This is a genomic window from Blastococcus sp. KM273129 (assembly GCF_021698995.1).
Taxonomy (GTDB): Bacteria; Actinomycetota; Actinomycetes; order Mycobacteriales; family Geodermatophilaceae; genus Blastococcus.
In genome coordinates, this window is sequence record NZ_SSXB01000006.1 from 53878 (window position 1) to 67946 (window position 14069).

A 14069-nucleotide genomic window follows, 5' to 3' on the forward strand; every position below is an offset into this window, starting at 1 on the left:
TCTGAGGAGGTTCGGCAGGTGACGACAAACTATTGTCGTGATTTTGTTGGGGATAACGGTAGTGTGCGACCATGCCACGCGCGTGGCAGCAGCCGCTGCCCGAGATGCCCGCCCTACCTCCGGCGCGCGCCTGGGCCCGGTTGCGGCCGCCGCCGGGGTACGAGGACCAGTGGCGCCGGCTCGCCGACGCCGCGGTGGAGCTCGACCGGGGGCCTGACGAGCTGGCGGCCGAGGGCCTCGACGTGCTGGCCGCCGCCCGGGGGTGGAAGCCGGCCACCGTCGCGCTGTACAGCAAGGTCGCCCGCTACGGCGGCCTGGCGCTGCCGCTGCCCGTCACCCCCGAGCCTGACCCGCCGCGGCTGGACCTGCGACCGCTCACCCGGATCCGGGCCGAGGATCCCGAGCACCTGCGGTCGGTGGCCTGGTGCGCGCTGGCGCTGGGCTGGCCGGCCCCCGTCGGGACGTTCCGCTCGCTGCGGCGGGACCAGGTGCGGGCGACCGCGCGCCGCCTGCTCATCGCGACCGACGACGGCGAATGGGCCGTGCCCGGCGCTCTCACCGCCTGGCACGCCTGGGAGGCGACGCGCGGGCAGTTCCCGGCGCTGGCCGCGAGCCCGTGGGTGCTCCCTGCGCTGCGTCGGGGCCCGGGGCTGGACTCCCGCGTCGGGGGTCGGCTGTCCAACCAGGCGCTGCAGGCGACCTTCACCAAGCACGTGCGTGCCACCGTGGGCTACCTGCGGGCGACGGTGACGCCGTCCCGGCGGGAGGCGGTGGAGGAGCTCGCCGCCGTCTACCGCCTGCTCTCCTACGACAGCTACCGCCGGCTGGCCCTGGCGGCCGGCGCACCGCCGGTCGGCGCCCGGGGCGTGGTTCGGGCCGCGCGGGCCACCGCCCGGGCGGCCCGCGCCGGCGGCTGAGGGCGGCTCACAGCAGCGTCAGCTGCTCGGCCGGGCGGGTCACCGCTGCGGAGCCCGACGCCCGTTCGGGCAGGCTGCCGGCGGGGAAGCCCACCTCCTCGTCCCCCGGGACACCCTGGACCTCCACCTGGCGTGCCGCTCCACCGGGTTGCCGGTCCAGGCCGTGCCGGGCCAGCAGTGGTGCCACCTGGCGGGCCAGCCAGGTGCGGTATTCCGCCGGCACGTAGGCCCGGCGGGCGTAGAGCCGCTCGTACCGCGGCACCAGCTCCGGGTGGGCGCGGCCCAGCCAGGCCATGAACCACTCCCGGGCGCCGGGGCGCAGGTGCAGCGGGATGACGGTCACCCCGGTCGCGCCGGCCGCGGCGATCGCGCCGAGCGCGGCGTCGAGGTGCTCCCGGGTGTCGGTGAGGCCGGGCAGCACCGGCGCGAGGAAGACGCCGCAGGGCAGCCCGGCATCGGCGAGGGCGCGGACCAGGTCCAGCCGTGCCCTCGGTGTCGGCACCCCCGGCTCGAGCGCGGCGTGCAGGTCGTCGTCCCAGGTCGTCAGGGAGATCGCGAGGCCGATCGGGACCTCCCGGCCGGCAGCGGCCAGGAGCGGGATGTCCCGGCGGAGCAGCGTGCCCTTGGTGAGCACGGAGAACGGCGTCCCGGAGCCGGCGAGCGCGCCGATGACACCGGGCATCAGCCGGTAGCGGCCCTCCGCGCGCTGGTAGGGGTCGGTGTTCGTGCCCAGGGCGACGTGCTCGCGCTGCCACGACGGCCGGCCCAGCTCCCGCCGCAGCACCTCCACCAGGTTGGTCTTCACCACGATCTGACGGTCGAAGTCGCGCCCGCTGTCGAACTCCAGGTACTCGTGCGTCCGCCGGGCGAAGCAGAAGCGGCAGGCATGACTGCAGCCCCGGTAGGGGTTGATCGTCCACGGGAAGGGCATCGCCGACTCCCCCGGCACGCGGTTCAGCGCGCTCTTCGATCGCACCTCGTGGAAGGTCAGCCCCGGGAACTCCTGCACCTGCACGCTGCGCAGGAGGCCCCGGATGCTGGGCATGCCCGGCAGCGCCCCGGGCTCGTCGAGGTCCAGCCGCTGCGCGTCCCACCGCATGACCCCATCCGAACACACGTTCGAACCGGTGTCCAGCTGCGTCAGATCGGCGGTCGGGCCTCGTAGGAGGTGGAGAGCACGACGGTGGTGCGCGTGGTGACGTTCGCGGCCGACCGGATCTCCTTGAGCAGGTTCTCCAGCGCGTCGGGCGAGGCCACCCGCACCTTGAGGATGTAGCTCTCCACCCCGGCGACGGCGTGGCACTCCTCGATGGCGTCGAGGTGCGCCAGCAACGCGGGGGCGTCGTCGGTCTGCACGTCGGTCGGGGTGATGGACACGAACGCCGTCAGCGGCAGCCCGATCTGGGTCGCGTCCAGCGTGGCCCGGTACCCGGTGATCAGGCCCCGCTGCTCGAGCCGGCGCACCCGCTGGTGGACCGCCGAGACCGACAGGCCGACCCGGTCGGCCAGCTCGGTGAAGCTGGCCCGCCCGTCGCGCGCCAGTGCCGCCATGAGCGCCCGGTCGACGTCGACCGCGCCTGGCTCAGCCGGGGAGTTCGACGAGCTCACGGGGACCGTTGTTGAGCACGCGGACACCGTCGTCGGTGCAGACGACGATGTCCTCGATGCGGGCGCCGTGGCGGCCGGGCAGGTAGATGCCCGGTTCCACGGAGAAGGCCATGCCGGGCTCGAGCGGCAGCCCGTTGCCGGCCACGATGTAGGGCGCCTCGTGGGAGTCCAGCCCGATGCCGTGGCCGGTGCGGTGGATGAAGTACCCGCCCCAGCCGGCACCGGTGATGACCGAGCGGGCGGCGGCGTCGATCTCCTCGGCCGGCACGCCCGGGCGCACCGCGGCGGTCGCCGCCTGCTGCGCGGCGTGCAGCACCGCGTACCACTCGGCGACCTCGGCGTCCGGGCGGCCCCCGACGACGTAGGTGCGGGTGCAGTCGGAGCGGTAGCCGGTCGAGGTCTCGCCGCCGATGTCGACCACCACCAGGTCACCGGCCTCGACGACGCGGTCGGAGAGCTCGTGGTGCGGGCTGGCCCCGTTCGGGCCCGACCCGACGATGGTGAAGTCGACCGCGACGTGCCCCTCCGCCAGGATCGCCGCGGCGACGTCCGCCCCCACCTCGGCCTCGGTGCGCCCGACGGTCAGCCACTCCCCCATCCGGGCGTGCACCCGGTCGATCGCCGCGCCCGCCCGGGCCAGCTCCTCCACCTCGGCCGGGGTCTTCACCATGCGCAGCCGGTCGACGACCGGTGAGGCCAGCTCCAGGGCGGCGCCGGGGAGCGCCCGCTGGACGCCGAGGGCGTGCTCGGCCCAGGTGCGCGACCCGACGGCGACGCGGGCGGGGGCCGCGCCGAGTCGGCTGACCGACGCCCCGGCCAGGACGGCGAACGCGTCGTCGGTCTCGTCCCACGCGAGCACCTCCAGCCCGAGCGTGCCCGCGGGGCCGGCGTCGACCATCGGGGCCTCCAGCCGCGGCACGACCAGGAACGGCTCGCCGCGGCGCGGCACCGCCAGGGCGGTCAGCCGCTCCATCGCGTGGGCGGCGTACCCGCACAGGTAGCGCAGGTCGGCACCCGGGGTGAGCACGAGCAGGTCGATGCCCAGCTCCCCGGCGACGGCGCGGGCGGCGTGCAGCCGGTCGAGCGTCACGAGCGGGCCGGATCCGGGTTCTGGCGCGTTTCCCACCGGCGCAGAGTAGCCAGGCGGGACGGGGGTGCTCCCGAATCGTTGCCGTACCGCTACCGTCCGCGGACGTGGGCGAGCGCGCGAGGCACGGGCGGACGACGGCACGTGGTGTCGGGGGTGCGCAGGCGTGACCACCATGCTGCTGGACGCCGCGTCGCTGTACTTCCGGGCCTTCTACGGCGTCCCCACCAGCGTCACCACGCCCGACGGGCGGCCGATCAACGCCGTCCGCGGCTTCCTGGACATGACGGCCCGGCTGGTCACCGCGCACGCCCCCGACCGGCTGGTCGCCTGCTGGGACGACGACTGGCGGCCGGCCTTCCGGGTCGAGGCGCTGCCCTCCTACAAGGCGCACCGCCTGGCGCCCGACGGCGGCGAGGAGACCCCCGACGAGCTGGGGCCCCAGGTGCCGGTCCTGGTCGAGGTGCTGGCCGCAGCGGGGATCGCCCGCGTCGGCGCCCCCGGTTACGAGGCCGACGACGTGATCGGCACGCTCGCCACCCGGGCCCGCGGCCCGGTCGACGTCGTCACCGGCGACCGCGACCTGTTCCAGCTCGTGGACGACGCGCGGGGTGTGCGCGTCCTCTACACCGCCCGCGGGATCTCCGACCTGGAGTACGTGGACGAGGCCGCCGTCACCGCCAAGTACGGCATCCCCGGCCGCGCCTACGCCGACTTCGCGGTGCTGCGCGGCGACCCGAGCGACGGGCTGCCGGGCGTCGCCGGGGTGGGCGCGAAGACCGCGGCGGCGCTGATCGGCGAGTTCGGCGACCTGGCGGGGATCCGCGCGGCCGTGGCACGGACCGTCGTCCCGTCCCCCCCGCTGACCGCCGCGGTGCTCAAGAAGCTGCACGCGGCTGCGGGCTACCTCGACGCCGCCCCGGTGGTGGTCGCGGTGGCGCGCGACGTCGACCTGCCGGCCGTGGAGGGGACGCTCCCCCGCTCCCCCGCCGATCCCGCGGCGCTGGCCGCCCTCGCCGAGCGGCACGGCCTGCAGTCCTCGCTCGGGCGCCTGGGCGCGGCGCTGGGCTGGCCGGCCGACGCGGTGGGCTGATCCGGGTTCAGCCGCCGGTCAGGGCTCGCTCCAGGTGTAGCGGGCGCCGTCGGCGTCGGTGATCTCGATCCGCAGGGTGACCTGCTCCTCGTCGGCCGTGACGCCGGTGCACTCGTAGGTGGCCCCCGGCTCCACGTGCATCTCCTGCTCGCAGTCCAGGTCGACGGCGACACCCTCCCGCTGCTGGAACTGCTCGGCCACATCCCGCTCGACGGCCGAGCGGGAGAGGACGGTCGGCCCGGTCGTCGCCGCCAGGAGCGCCACCCCGGCGACCAGCGCGAGTGCGACGGCGGCGAGCAGCAGGAGCAGGCCCGCGCGGCGCCGGCTCCCTGACGACCGCGGCGCCGGAGGGCCGTAGCCGGGCGGGCCGTAGCCGGGGACGCCGTGCGGCGCGGGTGCGGGGTACGGCACCGGACGCGTGGACTGCGGCGGCGAGCCGCCGTGAGGCGACCAGCCGGGCCGCTGCGGGGCGCGGGGCGGCCCGTACGCGGGCGGACCGGAGGGCCCGGGCCCCTCCTGCGGCCGGTCGCCGTAGGGCGGCTGGGTCATCGTCGCTCCCGGGTCGGTGGGTGCCCCGTCGGGGCCGATCGAATTCTGCCCCACCCGCCGGCCGCGCCGCGGGCGGCGACCCGCCGGTCAGCCGCCGACGGCGACGGCCACGACCCCGCGTCGGATGCGGTCCACGGCGGCCCGCGCCGTGCGCGCGACCGGGTCGTCGGCGACCTTGCCGAGCTGGTCGAGGAGGTCCAGCAGCTGCCGCGCCCAGCGGACGAAGTCCCCGCCGGAGAGCTCGGTGCCGGCCTGCTCCGCGCCGGCCAGCACCCGGTCCAGGCTCTGCCCGTCGGCCCAGCGGTACGCGGCCCAGGCGAACCCCAGGTCCAGGTCGCGGCCGGCGGGCACGCCGTGGTCGAGCTCGACGTCCTGCAACCGGGAGCGGATGCCGCGCATCGCCCCGATCGCGGCGCCGACCTTGCCCGCCGGCACCGCGGGCAGCCCGGGCATGTCCCGCCGCGCCTCGAAGACCAGCGTGGAGACCGCGGCCGCCAGCTCGGCGGGGTTCAGGCCCCGCCACACGCCCGCGCGCAGGCACTCGGCGGTGAGCAGGTCGGCCTCCGACCAGATGCGGGCCAGCCGCCGGCCGTCGTCCGTGATGACCGGCACGTCGTCCAGGGCCCCGGCCACCTCGGTGTCGGCCGGCACCAGCGGTGCGGCCTCCGGGACCAGGTAGCCCAGCTCCTCGAGGACGTCGCAGGTCCGGTCGAACTGGCGGGTGAGCGAGCCGGTGCGCTCGGCCATCGTGCGCTGCAACGACTCCGCCTCGCGCACCGCGCGCAGCCAGCGCTCGGCCACCCGCACCCGTTCCTCGCGGTCGGGCAGCTGGTGCACGGGGTGGTGCCGCAGCGCCTGGCGCAGGTCGGCCAGCACCGGGTCGTCCGCCGCCGCGGAGCGGCCCTTCGTCACCCGGCGCGCGCCCAGGTCGTGCTCCACCCGGGCGTTGCGCAGGGTCGAGGCGAGATCGCGGCGCGCGTGCGGGCTGCGGTGGTTGAAGTTCTTGGGCACCTTCACCCGGGCCAGGACCTGCACCGGGGTCGGGAAGTCCACCGACCCCAGCCGGCCCGCCCACTTGTCCTCGGTCAGCACCAGCGGCCGCGGATCGGCCAGGTCGGTGATGCCGGGGTCGAGCACGACGGCCAGCCCCTGCCGCCGGCCGCTGGGCACGCGGATGACGTCGCCCGGGCGGAGGGCGGCCAGCGCGTCGGCGGCCTCGAGCCGGCGCTTGGCCTGGGAGTCGCGGGAGAGCTCCTTCTCCCGCTCGGCGATCTCCCGCCGCAGCTGGGCGTAGGCGCCCACGTCGCCGCGGTCGGAGTGCATCTCCGCCGCGAACTGCTCGGCGTCCCGCTCGTGGCGGGCCGCTGCGCGGGCCAGCCCGACGACCGAGCGGTCGGCCTGGAACTGCGCGAACGAGCTGGCCAGCAGCTCCCGGGCGCGGGCGCGGCCGAAGGAGCTGACCAGGTTGACCGCCATGTTGTAGCTGGGCCGGAAGGAGGACCGCAGCGGGTAGGTGCGGGTGCTGGCCAGCCCGGCGACGACGCTCGGGTCCATGCCGGGCGCCCAGACGACGACGGCGTGCCCCTCGACGTCGATGCCCCGCCGCCCGGCCCGGCCGGTGAGCTGGGTGTACTCGCCCGGCGTCACGTCGACGTGCGCCTCGCCGTTCCACTTCACCAGCCGCTCGAGGACGACGGTGCGCGCCGGCATGTTGATGCCCAGCGCCAGCGTCTCGGTGGCGAAGACGGCCTTGACCAGGCCCCGGACGAAGCACTCCTCGACGGTCTCCTTGAAGGCCGGGACCAGGCCGGCGTGGTGGGCGGCGAGGCCGGCGAGCAGCCCCTCGCGCCACTCCCAGAAGCCCAGGACGTGCAGGTCCTCCTCCGGCAGCGAGCCGGTGCGCTCGTCGATGATCGCGGCGATCTCGGCGCGCTCGGCCTCGTCGGTGAGGCGCAGGCCGCTGAGCAGGCACTGGTGCACGGCGGCGTCGCAGCCGTTGCGGCTGAACACGAAGGTGATCGCCGGCAGCAGCCCCGCCCGGTCGAGGCGCTCCACGACGTCGGACCTGGCCGGGGGCCGGTACCGGGGCCGGTGGTGGCCCTCGCGGCGGCCGGAGCCGCCCCAGCTGTCGAGCCGGCGCTCCTGCTCCCGGACGAAGCGGACCAGTTCCGGGTCGACGACGGAGGCCCCGCGCTCCCGCGTGGACAGCGGCCGCGGCCCCTCCCCGTGCTCGCCCGCGTGCGCGGCGGGGCGCAGGGAGAAGAGGTCGAACACCCGGTTGCCGACGAGCATGTGCTGCCAGAGCGGGATCGGACGGACCTCGCTGACCACGACCTTCGTGTGGCCGCGCACGGTCACCAGCCACTCACCGAACTCCTCGGCATTGCTCACCGTCGCGGAGAGCGAGACCAGGGTGACCGACTGCGGGAGGTGGATGATGACCTCTTCCCACACCGCCCCGCGGAACCGGTCGGCGAGGTAGTGGACCTCGTCCATCACCACGTAGCCCAGGCCGGCGATCGCCGGGGACTCCGCGTAGAGCATGTTGCGCAGGACCTCGGTGGTCATCACCACCACGGGGGCGTCGCCGTTGACGGCGTTGTCGCCGGTCAGCAGGCCGACCCGGTCGGCGCCGTAGCGCTCGACGAGGTCGTTGTACTTCTGGTTGGACAGCGCCTTGATCGGCGTCGTGTAGAAGGCCTTGCGCCCCTCGGCGAGAGCCTTGTGCACGGCGAACTCGCCCACCACGGTCTTCCCGGCGCCCGTCGGCGCGCAGACCAGGACGCCGGAGCCCTCCTCCAGCGCCTCGCACGCCTCGACCTGGAACGGGTCCAGGGAGAAGCCGAGCTCGGCGGTGAAGTCGGCCAGCGTCGGGTGGGAGGTCCGCCGCCGGGCAGCGGCGTACCGCTCAGCGGGGCTGGACATGCCTCCACGTTAGGCGCGCGCCCGCGGGACGGCGCGCCACGGCGGTTGGCGGCGATCAGCTCCCCTGACCACCGGGGGCCCTCCCTCACCGCCCACGCCGAGGGAGGACACCGCACGATCAGCTCAGCGGATCGAGGCGGGGCCGCCGCCGACGACGGTGAGCGCGCCCGGCACGCACTCCGTGACGGCGGGCAGCGGCGCGACGAGCTCCCCGTCGGCGTAGGTGCTGACCCCGGCGCAGGAGAGCTCCACGCGGGCGGCGCGGTGCACCGTCACGGCGGGGTGCTCGACGTGCGTGCCGTCGGCCAGCCGGGGGCGCGTGCGCACCAGCTCCCGGCGCGAGACCGGCCCCACGACGGTGACGTCGAAGAGCCCGTCGGCGTAGTCGGCGCCCGGGCACATCCGCAGACCCCCGCCGTACCAGGCGGTGTTGCCGACGGCGACCATCGTGGCGGGCAGGGTGCGGGTGACGCCGTCCAGCGCCAGCGTCACCTCGTAGGGGCGCAGCCGGGCCAGCTCGGCCAGGACGGCGAGGTCGTACCGCCGGCGGCCACGGGGCCAGCGCAGCCGGTTGGCGCGGTCGGTGACGGCCGAGTCGAAGCCGCAGCACAGCACGGTCGCCCACCAGCGGCCGGCGGTGCGGCCCGCGTCCAGCGCCCGGGAACGCCCGGCCAGCAGGTCGGCCGCGGCCGCGCGGGCAGCGGTCACCGGGTCGGTCGGGACGTCCAGCGCCAGCGCGAGGTCGTTGCCGGTGCCGGCGGGGACGACGGCGAGCGGGACCGCCGTCCCGGCGACCGCCTGCAGCCCGGCGTGCGCCGCGCCGTCACCGCCGACCGCGACGACCGCGCCGGCGCCCTCCGCGACCGCCTCCGCCGCCTGGCGTTCCGCGTCGGACCGGGTGGTCGCGTCCAGCACCCGGGGCGCGACGCCTTCCGCGCGGAGCGCGTCGAGGACGGCCCGGGCCACGGTGCGGGCGCGGCCCCGCCCGGCCGCCGGGCTGACCAGGACCGCGGCCTGCACCGCCGTCAGCTGCGGGCCGACGGCGCGCGCTCGGCCGGTTCGTCCAGCTGCGAGGGCTGGGCGTCCAGCCGGGACGGCGTGGCGTCCAGCGGCGAGGCGACGTCGTCGTCCAGGTCGTGGAAGTGCTCGGCGGCGGCGCGCCGGGCCCGGCGCCGGTCGACGATCCGGGCGAGCTGGATGGCCAGCTCGAACAGCACGATCATCGGCCCGGCCATCAGCAGCATGGTGAACGGGTCCTGCGTGGGGGTGACGAAGGCGGCGAAGACGATCGTGAGGAAGAAGATCCACCGGCGGCTCTTGGACAGCACCTCGTAGCTGAGCACCCCGGCGAGGTTCAGCGCCACGGCGATGAGCGGCACCTCGAAGCTGACCCCGAACGCGACCAGCAGCGACAGCACGAAGCCGATGTAGTCCTGCGCGGTGAGCGCCACGACCACGCCGTCGCCGGCCAGGCTCAGCAGCAGCTCCAGCCCCGCCGACAGCGAGACGTAGGCCAGCACGGCGCCGAGGGCGAACAGCGTCGAGGAGACCGCGACGAAGCCGACGCCGTAGCGCTTCTCGTTGCGCTTGAGGCCCGGGGTGATGAACGCCCACAGCTGGTAGAGCCAGAACGGCGCCGAGAGCACCACCCCGGCGAGGAAGGACACCTTGAGCCGGATGAAGACGCCGCCGAAGACGTTCGTGATCAGCAGCCCGCAGCCGCCGGCGTCGTCCCCGGCGTACCGGAGGTCCTCGGGCAGGCCGCAGTACGGGGCGCGGATGAACTCGCCGAGCCCGTGGCCGTACCACCAGAAGGCGATCGCGGTGGCGACCAGGATCGCGAGCCCCGCCTTGAGGATGCGGTTGCGCAGCTCGGTCAGGTGCGCGATGAGGCTCATCGTCGCCTGGGCGTCGCGGGGTGGCCGCCGACGCCGCCGTGCGCCACGGGTCGCCTCGCTCACCGCCGTCCCCCCAGGTGCGGTGCGGTCAGCGGGTGCGGTCGGCGGCGCGCGCCTGGTCGGCCTGGGCCCGCAGCTCCGCGGCCCGCAGCTCGGCCTGGCGCGCCTCCTCCTGCAGCCGCGCGGCCTGGTCGTCCGAGGCCGGCGACGCGGGCGCGACGATCTCCCCGCGCACCGGCGTGGTGCGCGCGGCGTCCTTGCTGCGGACGTCGTCGTCCTTCATGCCCTTCATCTCGCCCTTGAAGATGCGCAGCGAGCGGCCGAGCGAGCGCGAGGCGTCGGGCAGCTTCTTGTAGCCGAAGAGCAGCAGGATGGCCAGGATGATCAGGCCGATCTCCAGGGGGCCGAGTCCGGCCATGGCGCGTCCTCCAGAGGTGTGGGTGCTGCGGCGATGCTACGCCGCCGGGCGCCGATTCCCAGAGGCCTGCGCGCGGGTTCGTCGGGCGTTCAGCCCACCGACGCCCGGGCGTCGCGCAGCCGCGCGGCCCGGTCGGCGGAGTCCTGCAGCCCGGCGCGCACGGGGGCGACCTCCGCTTCGGCTGCGGCCAGCTCCCGCGTGAGCCGGCCGACGGCCCCGAGCACCCCGTGGACGACCACGCCGAGGACGGCGAACGCCAGGACGACGACCACGCCGAGCACGATCCAGAACACCACGGCCGCACCCTAGCCCGCGTCGCCGGACGCGAGCCCGTACCGGGCCAGGGCGGCCCGCGCCTCGGCGGCCACCTGCGCCCCGAGCTCGGCCGGCTCCTCCACCACCGCGCTGCCGCCCAGCAGGGCGACCAGCCGCCGCGCCCAGGCCAGGTCCGCGGTGCGGACCGTGACGGCCAGCCCGCCGGGCGGGTCGTCCACGGGGGTGACGTCCTCGGTCGGGTAGTAGTCGGCGACCCAGCGGGCGCTGCGGTCCAGCCGGAGCCGGACGGCGGGGGTGCCGGGCCCGGGCTGGTACAGGCCGTCGTCGATGCTGCGGCTGGTGGCCTGGGGCGGTGCCGCGGCCGGCTCGTCCAGGACCGTCGCCTCGTCGACCCGGTCCAGCCGGAACAGCCGGACGCCCTCGGCCCGGCGGCACCAGGCCTCCAGGTACCAGTGGCCGTCGACGTACAGCAGCTGCATCGGGTCCACCGTGCGCTCGGTGCGCTCGTCGCGGGCCGGCACGTAGTAGTGCAGGTGCACCGCCCGCCCGTCCTGGAGCGCGCGGCGGGCGATCGCCAGGGTCTCCTCGCGGGCGTCGACGCTCACGGCCAGCGGGGCCATCCGGGCCGCGGCGTCCCCGGCCGCCGCCGATACCTTGGCCAGCGCCCGGCTCACCGCGTCGCGCTCGGCCAGGCCGGGCAGCTCCAGCAGCGTGCGCAGCGCCACGACGAGCGCGACGGCCTCGTCGGTGGTCAGCCGCAGCGGGCGCACCATCCCGGCGTCGAAGGTGACCCGCACCCGGTCGCCCTCGAAGGCGACGTCGATCAGGTCGCCCGGGCCGTAGCCGGGAAGGCCGCACATCCACAGCAGCTCGAGGTCGCGCTGCAGCTGCCGCTCCGGCACGCCGAAGTCGCGCGCGGCCTCGGCGACCGCCACCCCCTCGGGGCGGGCGGTGAGGTACGGGACGAGGGCCAGCAGCCGCGTCATCCGGTCGGTGGTGCCGGTGGCGGTCACGCGCGCACCTCCAGCGCGGCCAGGCGGGTCAGCCGGGCGACGACGGCGTCCCGCATCGAGGTCGGCGCCTCCACGACCACGTCGGGGCCGTGGGCGGCGATCTGGTCGGCCAGCGCCCGGGGCTCGGTGGTGCGGAGTTCCAGCCGGTCCTCCACCCCGCCGCTGCCGTCGTCGGCCGGGCCGAGCGAGGTGGCGTGCCGGCGCAGCCCCACGGCGGTGCCGGGCCGGGCCCGCACCACCACCAGCTGCTCCTCCCTCTGCACCTGCTGCCCGGCGACGACCGCGGTCAGGTCGAGGTCGGCCGGCGGCTCGAAGGCCCCGGCCGGGCCCACGGCCGCGGGCCGGCCGACGACGCGGGAGAGCCGGAACACCCGCGGTGCCTGGCGGTCGAGGTCCTGGCCGACCATGTACCAGCGTCCGCGCCAGGCGACGACGCCCCACGGCTGCACGTCGCGGCGGACGGCGGTGTCCTCGTCGGGGCGCCGGTAGTCGAACTGGAGCCGGCGCCGGTCGCGTGCCGCGGCGTAGCAGGGCTCGAAGGCGGCCTCGCCGCGGTCGATCCGGGGCTTGATCGGCAGCGTGCGGGAGGAGTCGACGTCGACCCCGGCGGCGCGCAGCTTGACCAGGGCGCTCTGCGCGGCGCCGGCGAGCTGCGCGGACTCCCAGAAGCGCAGCGCCAGGCCGACGGCGGCGGCCTCCTCGCCGGTCAGGTGGATCTCGGGGAGCTCGTAGTCGGCCCGGGCGATGCGGTAGCCGTCCTCGGTGTCGAAGACGCTGGTGCGGCCGGTCTCCAGGGGCACGCCCATCTCGCGCAGCTCGGCCTTGTCGCGCTCGAACATGCGCTTGAACGCCTCGTCGGCCCGGTCGGTGCCGTCGTCGGCCTCGTAGCCCGGCACGGTGGCGCGGATGCGCGCCGCCGTCACGTACTGCCGGGTGCTCAGCAGCGCGATGACCAGGTTGACCAGTCGTTCCGCCCGCTTGGCCGCCATGGCCCTCAGGCTAGTCAGGCCGCCGCGGGCCCGCTGCCGCCCGGCCGCGCGCCGGCCCCCTGGATAGCCTGCGGGTATGACCAGTGCTGCTCCCCCCGCGCCCGCGTCCCGGATCCGCTGGCGGCGCGGGCGGGTCACCGCGACCGGTCGCTCCTGGCGGGATGCGCTGGAGCTGACCGCCGAGGTGGCCGGCGAGGGCGAGCTGCGGGCGCTGGCGTACCCCTCGCTGGTGGGCGTGCCCGAGGTGGGCGACGACGTGCTGCTCAACACGACGGCGCTGGCCCGGGGCCTGGGCACCGGCGGTTACGCCCTCGTGGTCGCCGTCCCCGACCGGCTGCCGCCGGACCCGGAGGGCCCCGGGCACCTGGTGAAGGCCCGGTACACGCCGCTGCAGGTGATGGTGCAGGGCGTCGACGAGCAGGAGACCGAGCACCACGCGACGATCGCCGACGCCGAGGACCTCGACGGGATGCCGGTGGTCGTGGCGGACCTGCACTCGGCGCTGCCGGCGGTGCTGATCGGGATGCTCGCCACCGACCCGGACCTGAAGGTCGCCTACGTGATGACCGACGGCGGGGCGCTGCCCGCGGCGTTCTCCCGCACGGTGGGCGCGCTGAAGAACTCGCTGGCCGGCGTGGTCACCGTGGGCCAGGCCTTCGGGGGCGACCTGGAGGCGGTCACCCTGCACACCGGGCTGCTGGCCGCCCGGCACGTACTGGGCGCCGACCTGGCGATCGTCACCCAGGGGCCCGGGAACCTGGGCACGGGGACGCCGTGGGGCTTCTCGGGGGTGGCCGCCGGTGAGGCGTGCAACGCCGTCAGCGTGCTCGGCGGGGTGCCCGTCGGGGCGCTGCGCATCTCCGACGCCGACCCCCGCCCGCGGCACCGCGGCGTCTCGCACCACTCGCTGACCGCGTTCGGGCGGGTCGCGCTGGGCGGCGTGACGCTGGTGGCGCCGCGGGGGCTCTCCTCCGAGCTCGGCGGGCAGGTCGACGAGGACCTCGCGAGCCAGCCGGAGCGCAACACCGTCGTCTGGGTGGACACCGACGGGCTGGAGACGGCGCTGGGGCTCTCGCCGGTGCCGCTGAGCACGATGGGCCGCGGCTACCCCGAGGAGCGCGCCTACTTCCTGGCGGCGGCCGCCGCCGGCCGCTACGCCGCCCTCCAGGTGCCCGTGGACCTCGAGACCGCGCCTGCGGCCGTGGAGACGGGAGGGACCGCCCCCGGCGAGTGAGATCGCGCCGAGTGGGGCCCGGAGGGTCCCGCGCAGGCGCGAAGCAGCGGCTCCACGCAGGC

The 14069-nt window shown here is 76.1% G+C and carries 14 protein-coding genes; 3 read left to right on the forward strand and 11 right to left on the reverse strand.

Annotated elements, in window-relative coordinates; translation table 11 throughout:
* The first annotated feature begins 71 nt into the window (after positions 1–71).
* Complete coding sequence (locus E9565_RS03090; RefSeq protein WP_236827530.1) at positions 72–917, forward strand: hypothetical protein; 846 nt, start codon at positions 72–74, stop codon at positions 915–917.
* Between the two features lie 7 nt (positions 918–924).
* Here E9565_RS03090 and E9565_RS03095 read toward each other — a convergent pair whose 3' ends face one another.
* Genes E9565_RS03095 through E9565_RS03105 form a run of 3 tightly spaced genes read right to left on the reverse strand, consistent with a single transcriptional unit; the run spans position 925 to position 3651 of the window.
* On the reverse strand, positions 925–2016 hold the full coding sequence (locus E9565_RS03095) for an Rv2578c family radical SAM protein (protein ID WP_236834040.1): 1092 nt from the start codon (positions 2014–2016) through the stop codon (positions 925–927).
* 41 nt (positions 2017–2057) lie between these two features.
* Positions 2058–2525 carry an Lrp/AsnC family transcriptional regulator gene (locus E9565_RS03100; RefSeq protein WP_308113111.1) on the reverse strand — a complete coding sequence of 156 codons (468 nt, stop codon included), beginning with the start codon at positions 2523–2525 and terminating at the stop codon, positions 2058–2060.
* Complete coding sequence (locus tag E9565_RS03105) at positions 2500–3651, reverse strand: Xaa-Pro peptidase family protein (RefSeq protein ID WP_236834041.1); 1152 nt, start codon at positions 3649–3651, stop codon at positions 2500–2502. The genes E9565_RS03100 and E9565_RS03105 overlap by 26 nt, the downstream gene beginning before the upstream one ends.
* A gap of 136 nt (positions 3652–3787) precedes the next feature.
* On the opposite strand from E9565_RS03105, the gene E9565_RS03110 reads away from it, so the two are divergent.
* Positions 3788–4705 (forward strand): 5'-3' exonuclease, encoded by a 918-nt coding sequence (locus tag E9565_RS03110; protein ID WP_236827579.1) that lies wholly within the window; start codon positions 3788–3790, stop codon positions 4703–4705.
* Positions 4706–4723: 18 nt separating this feature from the next.
* On the opposite strand, the gene E9565_RS03115 is transcribed toward E9565_RS03110, so the two are convergent.
* The 8 genes from E9565_RS03115 to E9565_RS03150 all read right to left on the reverse strand — a co-directional run bounded on the left by E9565_RS03115 (position 4724) and on the right by E9565_RS03150 (position 12773).
* Positions 4724–5116 carry a DUF4333 domain-containing protein gene (locus E9565_RS03115; protein ID WP_236833488.1) on the reverse strand — a complete coding sequence of 131 codons (393 nt, stop codon included), beginning with the start codon at positions 5114–5116 and terminating at the stop codon, positions 4724–4726.
* 225 nt (positions 5117–5341) lie between these two features.
* Positions 5342–8179, reverse strand: coding sequence for an RNA helicase (locus E9565_RS03120; RefSeq protein ID WP_236834042.1), 2838 nt, complete (start codon positions 8177–8179; stop codon positions 5342–5344).
* Positions 8180–8302: 123 nt separating this feature from the next.
* Entirely contained in the window at positions 8303–9199 is an 897-nt protein-coding gene (locus E9565_RS03125) for a diacylglycerol kinase family protein (protein ID WP_236833489.1), read from the reverse strand.
* A gap of 5 nt (positions 9200–9204) precedes the next feature.
* Complete coding sequence (gene tatC / locus E9565_RS03130) at positions 9205–10140, reverse strand: twin-arginine translocase subunit TatC (RefSeq protein WP_236827539.1); 936 nt, start codon at positions 10138–10140, stop codon at positions 9205–9207.
* A gap of 25 nt (positions 10141–10165) precedes the next feature.
* Complete coding sequence (tatA, locus tag E9565_RS03135) at positions 10166–10495, reverse strand: Sec-independent protein translocase subunit TatA (RefSeq protein WP_236827541.1); 330 nt, start codon at positions 10493–10495, stop codon at positions 10166–10168.
* Positions 10496–10584: 89 nt separating this feature from the next.
* Positions 10585–10791 (reverse strand): hypothetical protein, encoded by a 207-nt coding sequence (locus E9565_RS03140; RefSeq protein ID WP_236827542.1) that lies wholly within the window; start codon positions 10789–10791, stop codon positions 10585–10587.
* Positions 10792–10800: 9 nt separating this feature from the next.
* Entirely contained in the window at positions 10801–11784 is a 984-nt protein-coding gene (locus tag E9565_RS03145) for a YafY family protein (protein WP_236834043.1), read from the reverse strand.
* On the reverse strand, positions 11781–12773 hold the full coding sequence (locus E9565_RS03150; protein WP_236834044.1) for a YafY family protein: 993 nt from the start codon (positions 12771–12773) through the stop codon (positions 11781–11783). Before E9565_RS03150 ends, E9565_RS03145 begins: the two co-directional genes overlap by 4 nt.
* A gap of 76 nt (positions 12774–12849) precedes the next feature.
* Here E9565_RS03150 and E9565_RS03155 point away from each other — a divergent pair, with 76 nt between their 5' ends.
* Entirely contained in the window at positions 12850–14007 is a 1158-nt protein-coding gene (locus E9565_RS03155; protein ID WP_236827547.1) for a DUF3866 family protein, read from the forward strand.
* Positions 14008–14069: the final 62 nt, after the last annotated feature.

What these genes read in the sequence shown, in the direction of transcription:
- E9565_RS03110 (WP_236827579.1), top strand. Translation starts at nt 3,788, where the DNA reads ATGCTGCTGGACGCCGCGTCGCTGTACTTCCGGGCCTTCTACGGCGTC.
- tatA (WP_236827541.1), bottom strand. Translation starts at nt 10,495, where the DNA reads ATGGCCGGACTCGGCCCCCTGGAGATCGGCCTGATCATCCTGGCCATC.
- E9565_RS03150 (WP_236834044.1), bottom strand. Translation starts at nt 12,773, where the DNA reads ATGGCGGCCAAGCGGGCGGAACGACTGGTCAACCTGGTCATCGCGCTG.
- E9565_RS03155 (WP_236827547.1), top strand. Translation starts at nt 12,850, where the DNA reads ATGACCAGTGCTGCTCCCCCCGCGCCCGCGTCCCGGATCCGCTGGCGG.
- E9565_RS03090 (WP_236827530.1), top strand. Translation starts at nt 72, where the DNA reads ATGCCACGCGCGTGGCAGCAGCCGCTGCCCGAGATGCCCGCCCTACCT.
- E9565_RS03095 (WP_236834040.1), bottom strand. Translation starts at nt 2,016, where the DNA reads ATGCGGTGGGACGCGCAGCGGCTGGACCTCGACGAGCCCGGGGCGCTG.
- E9565_RS03120 (WP_236834042.1), bottom strand. Translation starts at nt 8,179, where the DNA reads ATGTCCAGCCCCGCTGAGCGGTACGCCGCTGCCCGGCGGCGGACCTCC.